We start from the raw sequence: 21452 nt of genomic DNA, 5'->3' as shown, positions 1-21452 counted from the left end.
GGGTCCTCTGGCTGGGGTCCTCTGGCTGGGGTCCTCTGGCTGGGGTCCTCTGGCTGGGGTCCTCTGGCTGGGGTCCTGACAGCGGTCGACAGGTGCCCCTGCCAGGATCGCCGGCATGGAATCGACGTTCACGATCACCCGGTGGGACGACACGACCTGGGACGAGGCGGAGCCGAAGCTCGGCCGGGTGCTGGTGGAGAAGACCTACACCGGTGTCCTGGAGGGCACCTCCACCGCCGAGCTGACCACGTGCCAACCGTCCGAGGGGCAGGCCGGGTACGTCGGCACGGAGCGGTTCACCGGCACCCTCGACGGCCGCACCGGGTCGTTCGTCATGCAGCACGGCGGTGTCGTCTCCGCCGCCGGGGCCCGCAGCTTCGGCCACGTCGTGCCCGGCTCGGGCACCGGCGGGCTCGCGGGCCTCGGCGGCGAGGTCCGGCTCGCCCACGAGCTGATCACCCTGGACGTCGTGTTCGAGGACGTCCGGGGTGGCTGACCGCGAGCGGGTGATCGCCTACCGCGTCGCCGCCCACCAGTTCGACCGGACCACCACCGACCCCGCCCGGCTGCGGGTGTTCGACCTCGGACTCCAGGACTCCGAGCGCTCCGCCGTGCCCGCGCTGGCCGCCCGCCTGGACGTCGTGCCCCCGCTCGACGACGCCTTCACCCTCACCTGGACCGTGCGCGGCGCGCCCCACCGGCACCGCGCGCGGGACGTGCCGGCGCTGGCCGCCCGGCTGTGGCCGCTGGGCGACGCCGACGCCGTGGCCCGGATGGGCCGGCCGCCCGTCACCGAGGGCCTGCGGGTCCTGCGCGAGGTCGCCGCCGCGCTGCGCGACGTGGTCACCGGCCCGATGACCAAGGGCGAGGCGTCCGCCCGCCTGACGCCGCTCGTGCCGCCCGAGGTCACCGGCTGGTGCCGGAGCTGCGGGGCGACGCACGTGCTCGACCCGGTGTTCCGGCTCGCCGTGCTGCCCGCCGGCCTCCGGTTCGACCCGGACGAGCGGGGCGTGGTGTTCGTGCCGCTGGAGGACCGCCGCGAGGTGCCGGAGCGCGCCGAGGGGTTCGGCGAGCTGATCACCCACTACCTGGGGCTGCACGGTCCCGCCGGCTACGCGGAGGTCGCCCGGTACTTCGACGCGCCCGTCCGCGACGTCAAGGCGGCCTGGCCGGACGACCTCGTGCCCGTGTCCCGGAAGGCGTGGCTGCCCGCCGACCGGGTCGCGGCGTTCGAGAACCCGCCCGAGCCCGAGGTGGTGCGGCTGCTGCCGCCGCTGGACCCCTACCTCAACGCCCGCGACCGCGAGCTGCTCGTGCCCGACGCGGAGCACCGGAAGCAGGTGTGGCGCGTGCTGGGCCGGCGGGGCGCGCTGCTCGTGGACGGCGAGGTGCTGGGCACCTGGCAGGCGAGGACGAGCGGCGGGCGGCTGGACGTGACCCTGGCGCCGTTCGTGGCGCTGGACCTCGACATGTTCGCGGAGGAGGCGGACCGGCTGGCCCGCGCCAGGGGGTTGGCGGAGGCGCGGATCGGCTAGCGCACGCGCCCGGGGCGGCGGTCACGTCGTCGACGACCACCGGCGGGTCCGGCGCCGGCGCCTCGCGGTCGCGCGCGGTCTCCACGACCGGCAGGTCGTCGACGTCGGTGTCGGCGACCTCGCGGTCGACCGGCGAGGTCGACCGGCGCGGCGCCCTACCGGCTCAGTGCGCGTCCGCCCACGCCTGGTGCGCCTCGCGCACGATGCGCACCGCGTCGTCGACGTCGTCGGTCAGGTACAGCAGCTCGACGTCCTTCTCCCCGACCTTGCCGCCGTCCAGCACCGAGCTCTTCACCCAGTCGTACAGGCCCTGCCAGTAGGCGCGGCCGAACAGCACCACCGGGAACTTGGTGACCTTCTTGGTCTGCACCAGGGTCAGCGCCTCGAACAGCTCGTCCAGCGTGCCGAAGCCGCCCGGCAGGCAGATGAACGCCTGCGAGTACTTGATGAACATGGTCTTGCGGACGAAGAAGTAGCGGAAGTTCACGCCCAGGTCGACCCACGGGTTCAGGCCCTGCTCGAACGGCAGCTCGATGCCCAGGCCGACGCTGAAGCCGCCCGCCTCCGAGCAGCCCCGGTTGACCGCCTCCATCGCGCCCGGACCGCCGCCGGTGATGCACGCGAACCCGGCCTCCGCCAGCGCCCGGCCCAGCTCGCGGCCGGTCTCGTACTCGGGGTGGTCGCGGCCCGTGCGGGCGGAGCCGAACACCGTCACCGCGCTCGGCACCTCGGCCAGCGCGCCGAAGCCCTCCACGAACTCCGCCTGGATGCGCAGCACCCGCCACGGGTCGGTGTGCACCCAGTCGCTGTGGCCGCGGGAGTCCAGCAGGCGCTGGTCGGTGGTCGTCAGCTCGTCGCGGCGCTCGCGGCGCAGGACGACCGGTCCGCGCTGCTTCTCCTTGGGGTGCTCGTCCACGGGGTGCTCGTTCACTGGATGCTCGTCCACGCCGTTCTCGCTCATCGGCCGGAGTGTAGTGGCGCTTCCGGCCTAACCCAGGAAGCGACGCAACACTTCAAGGCACTGTCGCACCTGGTTCACCGGGACGTTCTCCTGCTTCGTGTGCGCCAGGCTCGGATCGCCGGGGCCGAGGTTCACCGCGGGCATCCCGAGCGCGGCGAAGCGGGCCACGTCGGTCCAGCCGAGCTTGGCCACGGGCGTGCCGCCGGACGCCGCCACCAGCTCCCGCGTCACCGGGTGGGCCAGGCCGGGCAGCGCGCCCGGCGACAGGTCGGTGACGGTCACGTCGTAGCCGCGGAACAGCTCCCGCAGGTGCCGCTCGGCCTGCTCCGGCGACCGGTCGGGGGCGAACCGGTGGTTGACCGTCAGCACCGCCTCGTCCGGCACCACGTTGCCCGCCACGCCGCCGGAGACCCCCACCGCCTGGAGGCCCTCGCGGTAGTGGCAGCCGTCGATCTCGACGTGCCGCGGCTCGTACGCCTCCAGGCGGCGCAGGACCTCGCCGAGGGCGTGGATCGCGTTGACGCCCATCCAGCCGCGGGCGGTGTGGGCGCGGGCGCCCGTCGCGCGCACCTCGACGCGCACGGTGCCCTGGCAGCCGGCCTCGATCACCGCGTTCGACGGCTCGCACACGATCGCCAGGTCGCCCCGCAGCCACTCGGGCAGCTCGCGCTCGACGCGGCCCAGGCCGTTGTGGACGGCCTCGATCTCCTCGCAGTCGTAGAACACGAAGGTCAGGTCGTGGCGCGGGGCCGGGGTGGTGGCGGCCAGGTGCAGCATCACCGCGTCGCCGCCCTTCATGTCCACCGTGCCGCAGCCGTGCAGGACGCCGTCGACCAGGCGGGCGGGCAGGTTGTCGTTGACCGGCACGGTGTCCAGGTGGCCGGCCAGGACGACCCGGTTCGGGCGGCCGAGGTTCGTGCGGGCCAGCACGGCGTCGCCGTGGCGGACCACCTCCAGCGGCGTCTGCTCCCGGAGGGCCCGCTCCACCGCGTCCGCGATGCGCGCCTCGTCGCGCGACACGCTGGGGATGTCCACCAGCGCGGCGGTCAGCTCGACGGGATCGGCGGCGAGGTCCAGGGGGTCGGCCATGCGCCGCACGTTACCGTTGGCGTCCGTGAGCACCGCAGACACCACCGGCGCGTACGGCGTCGGACTCGCGACCGTCACCCCGACCGGCGACGTGCTGGACACGTGGTTCCCCGCGCCGCGGCTGGGCGGGGGGGCCGCCGGGACGACGCTGCTGTCGTCCGCGGAGGTCGCCTCCGCGCTGGGCGAGGCCGCGGCCCGGCAGCTCGGCGCGGACGCCGAGCGCGACGTGGAGGTCGTCGGCGTCCAGGTCGGCATCGCCTCCCTGGCCGACGCGCCCGCGTCCGCCTACGACGTGTGGCTCCGGCTGCACCTGCTGTCGTCGCGGCTGGTCCGGCCGCACGGCGCCAACCTGGACGGCGTCTTCGGGCTGCTGAACAACGTGGTGTGGACGAACTTCGGGCCGTGCGCGGTCGAGGGCTTCGAGGAGACCCGGCTGCGGCTGCGCTCGCGCGGGCCGGTGACCGTGTACGGGATCGACAAGTTCCCGCGGATGGTCGACTACGTGGCGCCGACCGGTGTGCGGATCGCGGACGCGGACCGGGTGCGCCTGGGCGCGCACCTGGCGCCCGGCACCACCGTCATGCACGAGGGCTTCGTGAACTTCAACGCGGGCACGCTCGGCGCGTCCATGGTGGAGGGCCGCGTCTCGGCGGGCGTGGTCGTCGGCGACGGCACGGACGTGGGCGGCGGCGCGTCGATCATGGGCACCCTGTCGGGCGGTGGCAGGCAGGTCATCTCCGTCGGCGAGCGCTCCCTGATCGGCGCCAACGCGGGTCTGGGCATCTCGCTGGGCGACGACTGCGTCGTCGAGGCGGGCCTCTACGTCACCGCCGGCACCAAGGTCACCGGCGCGGACGGCGCGGTCGTCAAGGCGGCGCAGCTGTCGGGCATGTCCAACCTGCTGTTCCTGCGCGACTCGACCACCGGCGCGGTCAAGGTCCTGCCCCGCAAGGGCACCGGCGTGGAGCTGAACGCCGCCCTCCACGCCAACGACTGACCCTACCCACCAGTAAAGAACTCACCCACCCCGACCGTACGACTCGCGCGCCCCGAACGTACGACTCGCGCGAGTCGTACGTTCGGGACCACCGTGTCGTACGTTCACGACCCCCGAGTTCTTCACTCGTGGGTAGGTTCAGGGCCAGAAAATCAGCGGGTCAGGCGGGCGGCCGCGGTGGCCACGCGGTCGTCCGTGGCGGTCAGGGCGATGCGGACGTGCCGGTCGCCGGTCGGGCCGTAGAACGTGCCGGGGGCGGCCAGGACGCCGCGCTCGGCCAGCCACGCCACCGTCTCCCACGCGTCCTCGCCGCGGGTCGACCACAGGTACAGGCCCGCCTCGGAGTGCTCCACGGTGAAACCCGCCGCGGTCAGCGCCGGCAGCAGCACCGCGCGCCGCGCCCGGTAGCGCTCCCGCTGCTCCGCCACGTGCGCGTCGTCGGTCAACGCCGCCGTCATGGCCTCCTGCACGGGCCGCGGCACGATCATGCCCGCGTGCTTGCGCACCTCCAGCAGGGACCTCACCAGCGCCGGGTCACCGGTCACGAACCCCGCCCGGTACCCCGCCAGGCACGACGTCTTCGACAGCGAGTGCACGGCCAGCACCCCGTCCAGGGAGTCGCCGCGCACCTCGGGCCGCAGCACCGACACCGGCTCCGCCGTCCACGGCAGCGCCAGGTAGCACTCGTCGGACGCGACGACCGCGCCCACCTCCCGCGCCTCCGCCACGGCCCGCGCCAGCGCGTCGGCCGACTGCACCCGGCCGGTCGGGTTGGCCGGCGAGTTCAGCCACACCAGGCGGGTCCCGGCGGGCGGCGGCTCGCCGTCGGCCAGCCGCACCGGCGTCGCGCCCGCGAGCGTCGCGCCCACCTCGTAGGTCGGGTAGGACAGCGCCGGGATGGCGACCACGTCACCCGGACCGAGCCCGAGCAGCGTCGGCAGCCACGCCACCAGCTCCTTGGAGCCGATGGTCGGCAGCACCGCCACCGGGTCGAGCCCCTCCACGCCGTGCCGCCGGGCCAGCGCCCCGACCGCGGCCTCGCGCAGCGCGGGGGTGCCGTGGGTGGTCGGGTAGCCGGGTTGGTCGGCGACCGCGCCGAGGGCCCGCTGGATCACGTCCGGGACGGGGTCCACCGGCGTGCCGATGGACAGGTCGACCACGCCACCGGGGTGCGCGCGCGCAGCGGCGGCGTGGTCGGCCAGCGAGTCCCAGGGGAAGTCCGGGAGCCTCGTGGTCACTCGTGGGACGCCTGCGGCGGCAGCGCCTTGACGAACGCCGGGTCCGCGCTGACCTTGCCCACCTTCGAGGCGCCGCCGGGGGACCCCAGCTCGTCGAAGAAGTCCACGTTCGCCTTCGTGTACTCCTTCCACTCGTCCGGCACGTCGTCCTCGTAGTAGATGGCCTCCACCGGGCACACCGGCTCGCAAGCACCGCAGTCGACGCACTCATCCGGGTGGATGTAGAGCATCCGGTCGCCTTCGTAGATGCAGTCGACGGGGCACTCTTCGATGCACGCCTTGTCGAGCACGTCCACGCACGGCTGGGCGATCACATAGGTCACTGCGCTCTCCTGCTTCTGCTCTGGTCCACACCGCGCAAGCCGGAGGGTACGCGGCGCGCTCCATCCTCCAACGCCCAGGCTTGCCTTATCCGCACCGTGCGGCAGCTCACACGACACCCGGCGGGGACGCGGGGGACGATGCCCGGGTGCACGACATCACCGGGTTGGAGCAGCGGTGCGCCGACGCGTGGCCGGCCGTGGTCGACGTCCCCCTGGGGCAGTGGCGGCTGCGGGCCGCCGGCGGCTTCACCGGACGCGCCAACAGCGCCCTGACCACGGGTGACCCGGGAATTCCGGTGCCCGAGGCGCTCGACCGGGTGCGGGATTTCGCCCGCCGCCACGCGATCGCGCCGGCCGCCCACGTGGTGATCGGCTCGCCGGCGGAGGGCGCCGTCGCGACCGCCGGCTGGCGGGTCGACCTCGACCACCCCGGCGGCGCGGAATCGCTCGTGATGACCGGCGCGCTCGCCGGGTTCGTCACCCCGAAGCACGATCGGGACCGCCGGGGGGTGGTCGTCACCGCCGAGCCGCTTCCCGGCTGGTGGGAACTGGCCGCCCAACCCGACCCCACGCCCGCCCAGCGGCACGTGCTCACCACCGGGGCGGCGGTCGGGTTCGGCGTGGTCGTGGCCCGGGGACCGGAGGAGAACGAGGAGGCCAAAGGGTCGGCGGAGGCCGGGGAGGCAAAGCAGACCGGGGGCACGGACGAGACGGCCGGAACCGTGCTCGCCGCCGTGCGCGGCGCCGTGGTCGGCGACCTGCTGCACGTCGCCCGGCTCGCGGTGCGGCCCGGGGTCCGCCGCCGGGGGTTGGCCCGGCTGCTCATGGGCGGCCTCGCCGCGTGGGGCGCCGAACGGGGCGCGACCCGCTGCGCGCTCCAGGTGGCCGAGCACAACCGGCCCGCCATCGCCCTGTACGCCTCGCTGGGCTGCGTCGAGCACCACCGCTACCGGTACTGGGCGCCGAACCACGCGTAGGCCGACGCGCGGACCTCCTTCAACGCCCACCGCTCGCCCAGGTAGTCGCCCAGGACCCCGACCACGGGCAGCATCCCCAGCGCCTGGTGGTACAGCCGCCCCTGCGGCCGCTTGTCCAGCTCGTCCTCCAGCCGCCACAGCACCTTGGCGAGCTTCCACACGGTCGCGCCGATGGCCTTGAACGTGGACCGCTCGGGCTTCAGCTCCTCGGTCAGCTCCCGGGTCCGGCGGTCCTCGTCCTCGACCGGCTCCACGGCCCGGCCGTCGACCTCCCGCTGGAACAGCACGTGCGCCAGCAGCCGCACCCGGTCCTCGGTGGAGGTGATCCCGCGCTCCCCCGCCATCGCCGACAGCAGCAGCCCCTGCCCGGCCGCGCCCAGCGTCGACTGGATCGGCAGCCGGTCGGCCAGCGCGCCGCCGACGCCGGGGATCGCGGCCAGCAGCGACAGCAGCCGGCCCAACCGGTTGAGCCACCACTCGTCGCGCTGCGGCACGTCCATCCGCGCCCACGCCGCCGTGCCCGGCACCTTCACCCGCGCCAGCCGGTCCCACAGCCGGTCCACCAGCCGCCGGTCGGCGCCGCGCTCCACCTCGCGGTCGCGCAGGCCGAGCAGGTTGGCCTCCCGCAGCGTGTCCAGCAGCGGCCCCGTGGCGCGCACGAACGGCCGCAACGCGCGCACCACGTCCCGGTCAGTGATCGCTTCCGCCACCGGCCCGCCTCCCCACGAAAGCACCCACGACGACGGCGCTGGGCAGCACGCCGCCGGCGAACAGCACCAGGGTGCGCCAGTCGTCGAGCAGCACGACGTCACCACCCGGCCCGAACAGCCCGAACAGCAGCAGCGTCGCCATCCACACCAGCAGCGGCGAGGCCGCGCCCGAGGTGCGCCGCGCGTGGTGGGAGGCCAGGCGCACCAGCAGCGGGGTGGTCAGCACCGCCAGCACCACCGTGACCGGGAAAGGCCAGTCGTCCACGCGCGGCAGCAGGGTGCCGTCCAGCCGCAGCGGCAGGAAGAACAGCTCCAGCACCGCGAGCACGAAGGCCGCGGCCGCGATCCCGAGCAGCGCCAGGCGGTCGGTCAATCCAACCCCCCGAACAGGTCCGTCGCCGCGCCCGCCACCGGCCCCCGCGCCAGCACGTAGTGCTCGGTGGGCACGACCGGCTGGGCGATGCCGTTGGACAGCGCGTAGGACGCGCCGCCCGCGCCGTCCTGCCACACGCCGACCTGGGTCGAGTGGGCGCGCAGCGCGCGCAGCTTGGCCACCAGGTGCTCGGAGACGTCCACCACCGTGGTGATGGCCTCGTCGTCGGTGACCGGCAGCTCGCCCTCGGCGGGCAGCCGCCACGGCAGGTCGCCCAGCCCGGCCAGCCGCGCCACGCCCTCGGCGGTCGCGGCGCGCGAGGTGACGGTGTGGAACAGGCGGTCCACGTCCGAGGACGCGACCGCGGCGGTGGTGATCTCGTGCGCCCGGATGTGGTCCGGGTGCCCGTAGCCGCCGAACGCGTCGTAGGTGACCACGACCTGCGGCCGGACCGAGGCGATGATCTCCGCCAGCTCCGCGGCCTGCTCGTCGGCCGGGCCCCGGACGAACGCGCGCGGGTGGTCGTTGGCCTCGACGCCCGCCATGCCGGAGTCGCGCCAGCGGCCCATGCCGCCGAGGAACCGGTGGTCGGTCACACCCAGGGCGGCGCAGGCGGAGCGCAGCTCCGCGACCCGGTACCCGCCGAGCTGGTCGGCGGCGTCCGCGGCCAGGTTGCGCAGCGCGGGCGGGATGATCTCACCCTCCTCGCCGAGGGTGCAGGTGACCACGGTGACGTGCACGCCCAGGGAGGAGTAGCGGGCGATCGTGCCGCCCGTCCACAGGCTCTCGTCGTCCGGGTGTGCGTGTACCAGCAGCAACCGTGGTGGTGCAGTCAGCGTCACCGGATCAGAGTAAAGCGTGGGTATGACGGCCTTGAACCGCACCGCCCCCGGCGGCGCGGCGGGCCCGGCCGGGGGTGGGACGCGCGCCGCCGGGGGCGCCGGGCGAACCCGGCGCCCCCGGCGGGGCGGGTGCGGTCAGCCGACCAGCAGGGGCTTGACCTCGGCGAAGTGGCACGCCGAGAGCGTGCCGGCGGCGTCGCCGCGGTGCTCCAGCCTCGGCTCCTCGGTGGCGCAGATGTCCTGCGCCTTCCAGCAGCGGGTGCGGAACCGGCAGCCCGACGGCGGGTTCACCGGCGACGGCACGTCACCGGTGAGCACGATCCGCTGGCGGCGGCGCTCCAGCTTCGGGTCCGGCACCGGCACCGCGGACAGCAGCGCCTGCGTGTACGGGTGCATGGGGCGCCCGTAGATCTCCTCGCGGTCACCGATCTCGATGATCTTGCCGAGGTACATCACCGCGACCCGGTCGGAGATGTGCCGCACGACCGACAGGTCGTGCGCCACGAACAGGTAGGCCAGGCCGAGGCGCTCCTGGAGCTCCTCCAGCAGGTTCACCACGCCCGCCTGCACCGACACGTCCAGCGCCGACACCGGCTCGTCCAGCACCACGAGCTTCGGGTTGAGCGCGAGCGCGCGGGCGATGCCGATGCGCTGGCGCTGGCCGCCGGAGAACTCGTGCGCGTACCGGTTGCGGTGCTCCGGGTTGAGGCCCACGAGCTCCATCAGCTCGTTGACCCGCGACTGCACGTTGGTGCCACTCTCCCTGCCGTGGATCTTGAACGGCTCGGAGATCAGCTCGTTGATCTGCCAGCGCGGGTTCAGCGAGGCGTACGGGTCCTGGAACACGATCTGCATGTCCCGGCGCACCGAGCGCAGCCCCTTGCCGCGCAGCTTCGTCAGCTCGCGGCCCTCGAACTTCACCGAGCCGGAGGTCGGCTTGTGCAGCTGGAGGATGGCGCGCCCGGTGGTGGACTTGCCGCAGCCGGACTCGCCGACCAGGCCCAGCGTCTCGCCCGGGTACAGGTCGAAGGTCAGGCCGGAGACGGCCTGCACCTGCCCGACGGTGCGCGGGATGATGCCGCCGCCGCGCACCGGGAAGGACTTGACCAGGTCCCGGACCTCCAGCAGCGGGGTCTCGCCCGGACGCCCGGAGGCGGCGCCGCCGGCCTGCGGGTTCACATCGGTGGACGTGGTCATGAGGTCGGCCTCTCCTCTTCGCGCAGCCGCGCTTCGACCGCCTCCACCGACTCGGCCACCGGGATGTCCGGGTTCGCCGCGGTCAGGGAGGCGGGGTTCTCCACGACACCGATCTCGTCGTGCGCGAACAGCCGCTGCGGGTTCTCGATGGTGGCCAGGTGCGCGGAGCGGTGGCACCGCGCGAAGTGGCCGGACCGGTCGGTCTCCAGCAGCTGCGGCTCGGTCTCCCGGCAGGCGTCGATCGCCAGCGGGCAGCGCGGCGAGAACGTGCAGCCCCGCGGCAGGTTCATCAGCGAGGGCGGCGCGCCCTGGATGGGGGTGAGGCGCTTGCCCAGCATGTTCGGGTTCGGGATGGAGCCCAGCAGGCCGACGGTGTAGGGCATCCGCTGGGCCTCGAAGATCTCGTCCACGGTGCCCTGCTCGACGACCGTGCCGCCGTACATGACCTGGACGCGGTCCACCATGCCCGCCACCACGCCGAGGTCGTGGGTGATGATCATGATGCCGGCGCTCGTCTCGTCCCGGATGCGCAGCAGCGTGTCCAGGATCTGCGCCTGCACGGTCACGTCCAGCGCCGTGGTCGGCTCGTCGGCGATGATCACGTCCGGGTCGTTGACGATCGCCATCGCGATCATCACGCGCTGCCGCATACCGCCGGAGAACTCGTGCGGGTACTGCGACGCGCGCCGGTCCGGCTGCGGGATGCCCACCAGCTCCAGCACCTCGACGGCCTTGGCCCAGGCGGCCTTCTTCGACACGTCGTGGTGCGCCCGGTGCGCCTCGGCGAGCTGCCAGCCCACCGTGTACACCGGGTTCAGCGAGGTCATCGGGTCCTGGAAGATCATCGAGATGCCGTTGCCGCGGATGGGCTGCATCTCCTTGTAGCTCAGCCCGACCAGCTCGCGGCCCCGGAACTCGATCGAACCGCCGATCCGCGCGGTCTTGGGCAGCAGGCCCATGACCGCCATCGACGACACCGACTTGCCCGAGCCGGACTCGCCCACGACACCGAGCACCTCGCCCGCGCCGAGCGTGAACGACACGTCCCGCACCGCGTGCACGGTGCCGTCGTCGGTGGGGAAGTCCACCGACAGGTCCCGCACCTGGAGGAGCTTCTCGCCCGGGTGGCCGGAGTCCGACCGGGGCGCGCCCATCACGTCCAGCTCACTCATGCCTTCACCCTCTTCTGCCGCGGGTCGAAGGCGTCCCGGAGCCCGTCACCGATGAAGTTGACCGCGAGCGAGATCAGCACGATGAACACGAACGGGGCGAAGAACAACCACGGGTGCAGCGTCAACTCGTTCTTGTTCAGGCTGATCATCAGGCCCAACGACGTGTCCGGGCTCTGCACGCCCAGACCGATGAAGGACAGGGCCGCCTCCAGCAGCACCGCCTGCGCGATGGCCAGCGTGGCGTTGACGATGATCACGTCGACGGTGTTGGGCAGGATGTGCCGGAACACGATCCGGGACGTGGACGCGCCCAGCGCGCGGGCGGCCTCCACGAACTCCTTCTCCCGCAGCGACAGGACCATGCCGCGGATCACCCGGGCGATGGACAGCCAGCCGATCAGGCCCAGGTACAGGGCCACGATCATCCAGTTCGAGCCACCGCCGCCGGCCACCGACACCACGAAGCTGTTGCGCACCAGCACGGCCGCGATGACCAGGCTGGGGATCACCAGCAGCAGGTCGATGAAGCGGCTGATGACGGTGTCGACCCAGCCCTTGAGGTAGCCGGCCAGCGCGCCCAGCACCACGCCGATGAGGGTGGACAGGAACGCCACCACGATCGCGATCTGGAGCGAGAACTGGGTGCCGCGGATGATCTGGGCGACCATGTCGCCGCCCAGCCGGTCGGTGCCGAGCGGGTGGTCGCCGCTGGGCGGCAGGTACCGCTTGAAGCCCAGGTCCGTGTACGGGTACTTCCAGAACAGGCCGCCGAAGAAGGCGAAGAGCACCAGGATCACGAACAGGATGAAACCGAACAGCGCGGCCCGGTGCCGGGCGAACCGGCGCAGGATGACCTGCCACTGCTTGCGGGCCGAGGTGTTGTCGAACTGGCTCGCCTCGGGCGAGCCCGGCGCAGGCGCCTGCGCCACGGGGGCACCCATGTCAGTCAAGGCGAATCCTCGGGTCCAGGAAGGCGTACAGGATGTCCGCGATCAGGTTGAACAGGATGATGAACACGGCCGTCACCATCATGAAGCCGAGCACCTGGTAGGGCTCGATCTTCGTGATGGCCTCGACGATGAACTTGCCCATCCCGGACCAGTTGAAGACCGTTTCGGTGATCACCGCGCCGCCGAAGCCCGCGCCGATGTTCAACGAGGAGACCGTGATGATCGGGATCAGCGCGTTGCGCAGCGCGTGGCGGAAGATCGCCCGTCCCTGCGAGATGCCCTTGGCCTGCGCGGTGCGCACGTAATCGGCGTTGAGCGTCTCCAGCATGGAGGCGCGCTGGAAGCGGCTGTAGAGCGCGAACTGGATCACGACCAGCGAGATGGTCGGCAGGATGTAGGCACCGCTGTACTGGAACAGCTGCTCGGTGAAGCTGCCGCTGAAACCCTCGCCCGGTGGTCCGGCGGTGATGATCCACCGGTCGGCGCCGGTGGACTCCAGCCAGTCGTTGAGCTTGATGCCGCCCGCCTTGAGGATGAGGGCGACGCAGAACAACGGCATCGAGAACATCGCGAACGATATTCCGGTCGCCGTGTAGTCGAACACCGAGTACTGTCTGACCGCGCCGATGACGCCGACCGCGATGCCCAGCAGGAGCGCGATGATCTCGGCCGCGAGGATGAGCCGCAGCGTGATGCCGAACGACGTGAGCAGCTCGTCCTTGACGGGCCTGCCCGCGTTGCCGGGGACGACCGTCTCACCCCAGTCGCCGGTCACGAAATCGCCCGCCCACTCGACGTAGCGCTCCATGAACGGCTCGTTGTAGCCCGTCCGCTCGTAGGCGGCGGTGATCTCCGCCGGCGTCCGGGGCTTCTGGAGCTTCCACTCGGCCAGGGGGTCGCCCATGGCGTTGACGAGTCCGAAGCAGAGGAATGAGGCGACGATCAACAGCGGAATCGAGATCAACAACCGCCGGATTATGTAACGGAACATGACGAGTCTCTAGTCTCCCTAGGCACCCACGCCTGCCAGCGTAGGCGCCTACCGGACGCGGACACCGTCCGGGGGGCCGGTGCTCGTGGCACCGGCCCCCCGGCGGAAAAGGGTTGTGCTGCTACTGCTCGATCACCTGCGTGCCCGCTGTCAGCTGTTCTTCTGCCAGGCGTACAGGTTCCAGGTCACGCCGCCACCGACGCCGATGTAGGAGATCGGACCGATCTCCGCGTTCGACGCGGCGAAGTCGGACAGCTGGAACAGCGGGATGCTGTGCAGGTCCTCCCGCATGATCTTGTCCGCTTCGTTCATCATCGCGGTGCGCTTCTCGTAGTCCAGCTCACCGTTCGCGGCGGCCCACTTCTCGGTCAGCGCGGCCGAGTCGTAGTTGTTGTAGTTGCCCGAACCGCCCTTGGAGCGCTGCGCGTAGTTGCCGTACGCGCCGGCCTTCAGCGGCTGGCCGACCCACGCGAACAGGGCCGCGTCGAACTCGGAGGCCGGGAGGCGCTTGTCGTTGAAGTCGGCGGCCTGGTCGGCGTCGACCTGGATACCGGCCTGGCGGCACTTGTCCTGCAGGATGCGGACGGTGTCCGCACGGCGCTGGACCGTCTTGAAGCCGATCGAGAACTTGGCGGTGAACTCGCCCTTGGTGTAGATGCCGTCCGGGCCGAGGGCCCAGCCGCCGTCCTCCAGGGTCTTCTTCGCGGCCGCCACGTCGGCGTTGCCGATGTCGCCGTAGTGGTCCTCGTAGCCGACCTCGTTGGGCATGAAGGTCAGGCTGCCCAGCGGCTTGGCGTTCGGGTCGACGTCCGCCACCAGCTTGTCGATCAGGCCCTGCCGGTCGAAGCACTGGGCCACGGCCGTGCGCAGGTCCTTGTTCTCCTTGAACAGCGGGCGCGCCATGTTGAAGTCGACGTGCTCGTAGGTCTGGCCACCGGCCGCGTAGACCTTGAACGCGCTGTCCTCGCGCAGCTGCAGGGCCACCGACGGGTCGGCCTGCGGGGCGATGACCTGGACTTCCTTGTTCTGCAGCTGCTGGGCCGCGGACTGGGCGTCCGTGTTCGTCTTCAGGATGACCTTGGCCGGACCACCCGGGTTGCCCCACCACTTGGGGTTGCGCACCAGGACGGTCTGGTCCTTCAGGTCCGAGGACTCGATCACGTACGGACCGGCGGACAGGGCGACCGACGGGTCGAAGCCCAGCCAGCCCTTGGTGTAGAAGTCCGCGACCGACTTGACGGTGTCGTCGTTCTGCGAGGGCAGGACCTTGGTGATGTCCGGGACGTTCGCCTTCTGCTCCAGGACGTGGGCGGGGAGCAGGCTGTCGCTGCCGGGCTGCGAGAACAGCGCGCGGTAGTCGGCGAACGGCTTGTCCGCGAAGAACGTCGTGGTGATCGTCTTGTCGTTGTCCGCGCACTCCAGCTTCTCGATGTTCTCGTAGCCCGTGGGGGACGAGTCGAAGATCGAGGCGGGCTCGCCGCTGTCACCGGTGATGGTGGCCTTGCTGGTGGCCGCGAGCCACTTCAGGTGGAAGTCGTCGCAGTCGACCGGCTGACCGTCGGACCAGACCGCCTCGGGGCGGACCTTCCACTCGATCGTCTGCGGGCTCGACGAGGTGACCTTGACGGACTCCATCAGGTCGCCGTCGACCTTGATCAGCACCTTGCCGTCGACCAGCTCGGTCACGTACGGCGAGGGCTGGACGTTCGACAGCGCGATGGTGCTGGAGAAGTTGTTCGTCGCGCCGATGTTGTTGTTGTAGTTGTGGAAGCCCTCTTCCACGGCGACCGCGATCTCGCCGATGTCCTCGACCTTCGGACGCTTGAGCAGCTCGTCCTGGCCACCGATCTCACCCGGGTTGGCGTCCTGCTGGCCACCCTGGTCGGTGGTGCTCGTACCGCCGCCGCCGCACGCGCTCAACACGAGCGCGGCGCTGGTCATCAGCGCGAGCGCCGAGACAGCTTTTGATCTCCTCATCGACACGTGCCCTCCTAGCACCGGGTTGGAGCGACCGTTTGGGTCTGCTTCCACCCATAACCGTGATGTGCCAAACACGCCCCGAACCGACACACCGTTGGAGCACGATAAGAACCTGTGCGCCGCACGGTCACTGCCCATCGGCCGATCGTGACCAAAGGGTGACACGTCGGTCGCAGCAAGCGACTCCTTAGTTACGGGCAGGAGCGTTCGTTAACCGGTCGCCGGGAATACTGTCAATACTGCCTCACGAACGCATCTTGAAGCCAGTGTTTCGTCCGGGTCAACGGTCAACGATCTTCCCGGCGCCAGGTCGACGCGGCGCTCAGGGGACCGGCGAACGGGGCGCCGGCGGTGACCCCCTCGGCCTCCGGCAGGACCACCAGCAGGTCCGCTACCTGGAACAACGGCATCGAGACGGCCTGCTGCCAGAGCACCGGCTCGACCGCCGCGAGGGCGTCGGAGAGCAGCACCTCACCCGACAGGGCCTGCTCGACGACCGGCTGGACCGCCTGGTCGCAGAAACCCGAGAGATTCCCCGGAATGGGTGTACCGCCGTCCTGCGGTGACGTCGTGCAGCCGAAAGAGGAAGCCAGAACGGCCGCCGAATCACCCGTGTCGAGCCGGGGCAGGACGGCAATGTCGACAGCGTTGTCAGAGGCGTCCGTAAGCCCCAGATCTTGGCCGAACAACTCATTGGGCTGGGTTGTAAGGACGCGACCTGCGATTCCGGACAATGACAGTTGACGTTGGACCTCGTTGGCGACGGCCACGTAGGGCTCGATCCCGGCCGGCGCGGCGATGGTCAGCTCCAGCCGCCGACCGTCCCGCCCCCACTGCCCATCCGTCCGGGTGTAACCCGCCTCGGTGAGCAGTTGCGCGGGGTCGCCGGTTTCGGGTGGCATGGTCGCCGTGTAACCCGGACGTGACGGCGGGATGACCTGGGCGTCGGCGCGGAGGTGGGCGCTGGGGCCGCTGCGGGTGCCGACGGCGATCAGCTCGTCGCGGTCGAGGGTGTTCGCGATCGCCGTCCGAACCCGGACATCACCCATCCGGGGGGCGGCGGGCCGGAAGAGGACGGTGACGACCTCGGGCCGGGGCACGGTCGTGACCGTGACGGGCTTGGCCTCGGCCAGCTCGTCGACGTCCCGCAGCGCGATGGCGTCGGCCCGGATGAGCGCGACGTGGTTGTCGCTGGTGTCGAGGGCCTCGACGATGTCGTGCTGGCTCGCCCGACGGAGGATCAGTCGATCGAGAGCCGACGGTTGCTCCCAGTAGCGGTCGTTGCGTTCGAGGATGATCTCCCCGCGGGGCTGGTCGAGGGTGCGGACCGCGAACGGGCCCCCCGTGGCCGGGAAGCTGTCGGCGAGCGCGGTCCCCCAGCCGCCGGGGGCGTCCTTGAGCAGGTGGGCGGGCAGCAGGTCGTGGAAGAGGCTGCGCCAGCCGGGGTAGGGCTCGCTGAACACCACCTCGACGACCTTGCCCCCCTCGCGGCTGGCGATGTCGTCGATCAGGCGGTAGCCGGCGGGGTTGATGACCCCGGGCTCCTCGCGCATGCGCTGCCAGAGGTAGACGAAGTCCTCGGCCGCGATGGGGGCGGAGTCGGACCAGCTCGCGTCCCGGCGGAGGGTGTAGGTCACGGTGTACGGGTCGGCGTCGGTGACCTCGGCGCTGACCAGCAGGTCCAGGTCGACGCGCGGGCTGCCGTCCTCGTCGGTGCGGAAGGTGGAGGGCAGGAGCAGCGAGGACAGGGCCGTGGTGACCGTCGACTGGGCGGCGAGGGTGTGGGGGTTGTAGCCGCCCGCGACGTCGTCGACGCCGACCACCAGCTCGTTCTGCTTCTCCTTGGGGACGACCGTCATGCCCGGTGTCGAGGGCACCAGGGGCGGGGGCGGGGTCGCCGTGCACGAGGCCAACAGCAAAACCGCAGCCAACACCGCCACAACCGATCGCTTGCCCATGGTGTCGAGCGTGCCAGATGCCGACGGCGGGCGACCGGCCGAGGGGCCCGACCCCGATCCCGGGTGCTGGTGACCTGCTCCGGCATCCGGCATCCGGCATCCGGCACCCGGCACCCGGCACCCGGCACCCGGCACCCGGCACCCGGCACCCGGCACGAGCGACTCACCCGCCACGCATCACCGCAAGCACATCACAACCAGTCACACCATGCCACGCAGCGCGAATGGAACTCCATCCGGGCAGCTCCTACCGGGACGACCTCCTGGCCCGAGCAGCCCTCGCCAGCTCAGGCGACGCACCGCGCGCAGCCGAGCGAGCGGTTGGCCCGGGTACGCGCGCGGGTGCGGGTGGCGCGGGAGGGCCGACAGGCGGGCCAGGCCGGTGAGGTCGGGCCGAGGCGTTGCAGCGGGGCGGCCGGAGCCGGGGCGTTGCAGCAGGGGCGGCGGGGTCGGAGCGGCGGGGCTGGGCAGTGGGGCTGGACCGGGGTGGTGGACCGGGATCGGGGTTGGCGGTTTCCTCATGTTTCAACCGAGTGCCGAACCCCCGGTTTTCGTACATGTCCGGCCCGATGACCACCCGATCGTGTAGCCGACCGAACGGGACGGGCACCCCGGGGCACGCCCCGGGGGTGCCCGTCAGCACACCCTATATATAAGGAGAAGCCGGCGTCAGCCGCGCAGCTTGGCGCGGTTCCGCTCGCGGCCCCGCTGGTTCGCGTCCAGGATCACCTTCCGCACCCGCACGACCTCCGGCGCGACCTCCACGCACTCGTCCACCGCGCAGAACTCCAGCGCCTCCTCCAGCGACAGCTTGCGCGGCCGCGCCAGGGTCTCCATGACGTCGGCCGTGGAGGTGCGCATGTTCGTCAGCTTCTTCTCGCGGCAGACGTTGACGTCGAGGTCCTCCGCCCGCGGGTTCTCGCCCACGACCATGCCCTCGTACGCGTCGGCGCCCGGCTCGACGAAGAACGTGCCGCGGTCGGCCAGCTGGATCATCGCGTACGCGGTGATCGAGCCGGAGCGATCGGCCACCAGCGACCCGTTGTGCCTGGTCCGGATCTCGCCGGCCCACGGGCCGTAGCCCTCGGACACGGCGTTGGCGATGCCGGTGCCGCGGGTCTCGGTGAGGAACTCGGTGCGGAAGCCGATGAGGCCGCGCGACGGGACGACGTAGTCGAGCTTGATGCGGCCGCTGCCGTGGCCGGACATGTTCTCCATCCGGCCCTTGCGGTTGGCCAGCAGCTGGGTGATGGCGCCCAGGTGCTCCTCCGGCGCGTCGATGGTGAGGCGCTCGAACGGCTCGTGCAGCTTGTCGTCGACCATCTTGGTCACCACCTGCGGCTTGCCGACGGTGAGCTCGAAGCCCTCGCGCTTCATCTGCTCGACCAGGATGGCCAGCGCCAGCTCGCCGCGGCCCTGGACCTCCCAGGTGTCGGGGCGCTCGGTGGGCAGCACGCGGACGGACACGTTGCCGACCAGCTCGGAGTCCAGCCGGGCCTTGAGCACCCGGGCGGTGAGCTTGGTGCCGCCGTTGCGGCCGGCCAGCGGCGAGGTGTTCACGCCGATGGTCATCGAGATGGCGGGCTCGTCGACGGTAATCCGGGGCAGCGGCTCCGGGTTGTCGACGTCGGCGAGGGTGTCGCCGATGGTGATCTCCGGGATGCCGGCGATGGCGACCAGGTCACCGGCGCGGGCCTCCTCGGCGGGCACGCGGTCGAGCGCCTCGGTGATCAGCAGCTCGGTGATGCGGACCTTCTGCACGCTGCCGTCCTCGCGGCACCACGAGACGGTCTCGCCCTTGCGGATGCGACCGGCGGCGATGCGGCACAGCGCGATGCGGCCGAGGAACGTGGACGCGTCGAGGTTCGTCACGAGCGCGCGCAGCGGGGCGTCGGCGTCGCCGGTGGGCGCGGGGATGTGGTTGAACAGGACCTCGAACAGCGAGTCGAGGTTCTCCTCGTCGGGCAGGCCGCCGTCGGCGGGCTGGGTGAGGGAGGCGCGGCCGGCGCGGGCGGAGGCGTAGATGACCGGCAGGTCGAGGACGGAGTCGTCGGCGCCGACCTCGGTGGCCAGGTCGAGCAGCAGGTCGTGGGCCTCTTCGACGACCTCGGAGATCCGGGCGTCGGGGCGGTCGACCTTGTTCACCACGAGGATGACGGGCAGGCCGGCGGCCAGGGTCTTGCGCAGCACGAACCGGGTCTGCGGCAGGGGGCCCTCGGAGGCGTCCACCAGCAGCACGACGCCGTCGACCATGGACAGGCCGCGCTCGACCTCGCCGCCGAAGTCGGCGTGGCCGGGGGTGTCCACCACGTTGATGGTGACCACGCCGTCAGGCGTGTGGCGGCGGACGGCGGTGTTCTTCGCGAGGATGGTGATGCCCTTCTCGCGCTCCAGCTCGCCCGAGTCCATGACCCGGTCGACGAGCTCGGCTCGCTCGGAGAAGGCGCCTGACTGGCGGAGCATGGCGTCGACCAGGGTGGTCTTGCCGTGGTCAACGTGCGCGACGATCGCGACGTTGCGCAGGTCGTTGCGGACCAGCGTTTCCTTGATCGACGCGGTGGCCGTGGGCACGCGGAACTCCTAGAGCTGATTCGAGGGAGGGCCAGGCGCCGGGACTTGAGCACGCGCACAGCCATGACCAGTCTACCGGGCGTGCGGTCAATACCACACAGGCACCGCAGGTGAGGTCAGCCTCACCTACTGTGGGGACACCTGGATGAGTGGAGCGCGTCACGTGGGCAAGGGCAAGGGCAAGGTGAAGGCGAAGTGCTGCCGGTCGACGCCGCGGTGCAAGCGCTGCCCGGTCGTGGCGCTGCTCAAGGCCAAGAAGAAGGCGCAGAAGAAAGCCGGGAAGAAGGCCGCGTGACGCCCCGTACCGGGAACTACGGACTGTCACGGTCGCCCGGCGGGGCGGTCACAGGCCGTGGGACGGTGGCGGGCCGCAGGGGTGCGGTGGGCCGCCGCGACCCGCTAGGCTCCCGGGTCATGCGCGCACTTCACACGTCCTGGTGGCCCGCCTTCCGGCGGCCCTGAGGAACTGCGCGTCAACCGAACGCAGGCCGCCCGTCGAGGCGGCCTTTCGCGTTGTCGGGGAGGGTTCGGTCGCGGCGGGCCCACCCGAGGGGAACCACGATGGTCAGGCTTTCCGCGATCACCCCGTCCGGCCCGGTCCAGCTGGGCAACTACCTGGGCGCCGTCCGGCGGTGGGCCGTCGACGGCGGGGAGGACGACGTCTACTTCATCAGCGACCTGCACGCGATGACGACGTCGCACAACCCGTCCCGGCTGCGGGCGCTGACCCGGGAGCAGCTGGCGGTGCTGATCGCCGCCGGCGTCGACCCGAGGTCGGTGTCGGTGCAGTCCGACCTGGTCCGCGAGCTGGGCGCGCTGACCTGGGTGCTGGAGTGCACCTGCACGTACGGCGAGGCGGCGCGGATGGTGCAGTTCAAGGAGAAGTCGGTGGGGCGGCCGTCGGTGCGGTTGAGCCTGCTCACCTACCCGGTGCTGATGGCGGCGGACATCCTGCTCCAGGGCGCGCGGGAGGTGCCGGTCGGTGAGGACCAGCGGCAGCACGTGGAGCTGGCGCGGGCGTTGGCGCGGCGGTTCAACGGCACGTACGGGGAGGTGTTCGCGGTGCCGCGCGCGGTGGTGCCGCCGACGGCCGCGCGGGTCCGGGACCTGGCCGACCCGAGCCGCAAGATGGCCAAGTCGGCGACGGACGCGGCGGGCACGGTGTTCGTGCTCGACCCGCCGGACCTGGTGCGGCGCAAGATCCGCCGGGCGGTGACGGACGAGGTGGCGCGGGTGCGCTACGCGCCCGAGGAGCAGCCGGGCCTGGCGAACCTGCTGGAGATCCTGGCCGCGTGCACGGGCGGGGAGCCGGTGGCCCTGGCGGACGGCTTCACCGGCTACCACGACCTGAAGGAGGCGACGGCCGAGGCGGTGGTGGAGGAGCTGCGGCCCGTCCGGGAGCGGACCCGGCAGCTGCTGGACGACCCGGCCGAGCTGGACCGCGTCCGCGCCCACGGCGCCGAGCGCACCCGCGACCGCTGCCGCCACCGCCTGGACGCCGCCCTGCGCCTCTCCGGCGGGGTCGAGAACCTCGCGGTCGGCGGCGCCGGCCGGTACGTGCGGCTGTACGCCACCCAGCGCTGCAACC

The 21452-nt window shown here is 71.8% G+C and carries 20 protein-coding genes; 6 read left to right on the top strand and 14 right to left on the bottom strand.

From position 1 onward, the window contains the following. The first annotated feature begins 115 nt into the window (after window positions 1-115). Both ACFP3R_RS22840 and ACFP3R_RS22835 read left to right on the top strand, forming a co-directional pair. Window positions 116-496, top strand: a complete 381-nt coding sequence (locus ACFP3R_RS22840; protein ID WP_380638413.1) for a DUF3224 domain-containing protein — start codon at window positions 116-118, stop codon at window positions 494-496. After that, window positions 489-1535 (top strand): DNA glycosylase AlkZ-like family protein, encoded by a 1047-nt coding sequence (locus ACFP3R_RS22835; protein WP_380638412.1) that lies wholly within the window; start codon window positions 489-491, stop codon window positions 1533-1535. Before ACFP3R_RS22840 ends, ACFP3R_RS22835 begins: the two co-directional genes overlap by 8 nt. A 163-nt stretch (window positions 1536-1698) precedes the next feature. On the opposite strand, the gene ACFP3R_RS22830 is transcribed toward ACFP3R_RS22835, so the two are convergent. After that, window positions 1699-2496, bottom strand: coding sequence for an LOG family protein (locus ACFP3R_RS22830; protein ID WP_380638411.1), 798 nt, complete (start codon window positions 2494-2496; stop codon window positions 1699-1701). Window positions 2497-2523: 27 nt separating this feature from the next. Then, window positions 2524-3585, bottom strand: coding sequence for a succinyl-diaminopimelate desuccinylase (gene dapE, locus ACFP3R_RS22825; protein WP_380638410.1), 1062 nt, complete (start codon window positions 3583-3585; stop codon window positions 2524-2526). A gap of 25 nt (window positions 3586-3610) precedes the next feature. Between dapE and dapD the strand changes: the two genes are divergently transcribed. Continuing rightward, window positions 3611-4582 carry a 2,3,4,5-tetrahydropyridine-2,6-dicarboxylate N-succinyltransferase gene (dapD, locus tag ACFP3R_RS22820; protein ID WP_380638409.1) on the top strand — a complete coding sequence of 324 codons (972 nt, stop codon included), beginning with the start codon at window positions 3611-3613 and terminating at the stop codon, window positions 4580-4582. Between the two features lie 152 nt (window positions 4583-4734). Here dapD and dapC read toward each other — a convergent pair whose 3' ends face one another. Then, window positions 4735-5820, bottom strand: a complete 1086-nt coding sequence (gene dapC, locus ACFP3R_RS22815) for a succinyldiaminopimelate transaminase (RefSeq protein WP_380638408.1) — start codon at window positions 5818-5820, stop codon at window positions 4735-4737. Then, entirely contained in the window at window positions 5817-6143 is a 327-nt protein-coding gene (gene fdxA / locus ACFP3R_RS22810; protein WP_033430540.1) for a ferredoxin, read from the bottom strand. Before fdxA ends, dapC begins: the two co-directional genes overlap by 4 nt. 146 nt (window positions 6144-6289) lie before the next feature. On the opposite strand from fdxA, the gene ACFP3R_RS22805 reads away from it, so the two are divergent. Then, complete coding sequence (locus ACFP3R_RS22805; protein WP_380638407.1) at window positions 6290-7120, top strand: GNAT family N-acetyltransferase; 831 nt, start codon at window positions 6290-6292, stop codon at window positions 7118-7120. Here the strand turns inward: ACFP3R_RS22805 and ACFP3R_RS22800 are convergent. The 10 genes from ACFP3R_RS22800 to typA all read right to left on the bottom strand — a co-directional run bounded on the left by ACFP3R_RS22800 (window position 7090) and on the right by typA (window position 19864). Continuing rightward, window positions 7090-7830 (bottom strand): hypothetical protein, encoded by a 741-nt coding sequence (locus ACFP3R_RS22800; protein ID WP_380638406.1) that lies wholly within the window; start codon window positions 7828-7830, stop codon window positions 7090-7092. The genes ACFP3R_RS22805 and ACFP3R_RS22800 overlap by 31 nt on opposite strands. Further along, entirely contained in the window at window positions 7811-8203 is a 393-nt protein-coding gene (locus tag ACFP3R_RS22795; protein WP_380638405.1) for a hypothetical protein, read from the bottom strand. The genes ACFP3R_RS22800 and ACFP3R_RS22795 overlap by 20 nt, the downstream gene beginning before the upstream one ends. Then, window positions 8200-9045 (bottom strand): N-acetyl-1-D-myo-inositol-2-amino-2-deoxy-alpha-D-glucopyranoside deacetylase, encoded by an 846-nt coding sequence (gene mshB, locus ACFP3R_RS22790; protein WP_380638404.1) that lies wholly within the window; start codon window positions 9043-9045, stop codon window positions 8200-8202. Before mshB ends, ACFP3R_RS22795 begins: the two co-directional genes overlap by 4 nt. A 135-nt stretch (window positions 9046-9180) precedes the next feature. Then, window positions 9181-10242: an ABC transporter ATP-binding protein gene (locus ACFP3R_RS22785; RefSeq protein WP_380638403.1), complete on the bottom strand. Its 1062-nt coding sequence runs from the start codon at window positions 10240-10242 to the stop codon at window positions 9181-9183. Continuing rightward, window positions 10239-11414 carry an ABC transporter ATP-binding protein gene (locus tag ACFP3R_RS22780; protein ID WP_380638402.1) on the bottom strand — a complete coding sequence of 392 codons (1176 nt, stop codon included), beginning with the start codon at window positions 11412-11414 and terminating at the stop codon, window positions 10239-10241. Before ACFP3R_RS22780 ends, ACFP3R_RS22785 begins: the two co-directional genes overlap by 4 nt. Then, window positions 11411-12355, bottom strand: coding sequence for an ABC transporter permease (locus ACFP3R_RS22775; RefSeq protein WP_380638487.1), 945 nt, complete (start codon window positions 12353-12355; stop codon window positions 11411-11413). Before ACFP3R_RS22775 ends, ACFP3R_RS22780 begins: the two co-directional genes overlap by 4 nt. A 1-nt stretch (window position 12356) precedes the next feature. After that, window positions 12357-13355: an ABC transporter permease gene (locus ACFP3R_RS22770; protein ID WP_380638401.1), complete on the bottom strand. Its 999-nt coding sequence runs from the start codon at window positions 13353-13355 to the stop codon at window positions 12357-12359. A gap of 150 nt (window positions 13356-13505) precedes the next feature. Beyond that, window positions 13506-15332 carry an ABC transporter family substrate-binding protein gene (locus ACFP3R_RS22765; protein WP_380638400.1) on the bottom strand — a complete coding sequence of 609 codons (1827 nt, stop codon included), beginning with the start codon at window positions 15330-15332 and terminating at the stop codon, window positions 13506-13508. 290 nt (window positions 15333-15622) lie between these two features. Next, complete coding sequence (locus tag ACFP3R_RS22760) at window positions 15623-17194, bottom strand: ABC transporter family substrate-binding protein (protein WP_380638399.1); 1572 nt, start codon at window positions 17192-17194, stop codon at window positions 15623-15625. A gap of 768 nt (window positions 17195-17962) precedes the next feature. Continuing rightward, on the bottom strand, window positions 17963-19864 hold the full coding sequence (gene typA / locus ACFP3R_RS22755) for a translational GTPase TypA (RefSeq protein ID WP_380638398.1): 1902 nt from the start codon (window positions 19862-19864) through the stop codon (window positions 17963-17965). A gap of 145 nt (window positions 19865-20009) precedes the next feature. On the opposite strand from typA, the gene ACFP3R_RS22750 reads away from it, so the two are divergent. Both ACFP3R_RS22750 and trpS read left to right on the top strand, forming a co-directional pair. Next, window positions 20010-20159, top strand: coding sequence for a hypothetical protein (locus ACFP3R_RS22750; RefSeq protein ID WP_380638397.1), 150 nt, complete (start codon window positions 20010-20012; stop codon window positions 20157-20159). Window positions 20160-20425: 266 nt separating this feature from the next. Further along, a partial coding sequence (trpS, locus tag ACFP3R_RS22745; RefSeq protein ID WP_380638396.1) for a tryptophan--tRNA ligase occupies window positions 20426-21452 on the top strand: 1027 nt, incomplete at its 3' end.

Origin of the sequence: Saccharothrix lopnurensis (genome assembly GCF_042658445.1) — a bacterium.
In the GTDB taxonomy this organism is placed as follows: Bacteria; Actinomycetota; Actinomycetes; order Mycobacteriales; family Pseudonocardiaceae; genus Actinosynnema; species Actinosynnema lopnurensis.
The sequence above is the reverse complement of the archived record's forward strand: the minus strand, read 5'-3'. Positions and strand labels throughout refer to the sequence as shown.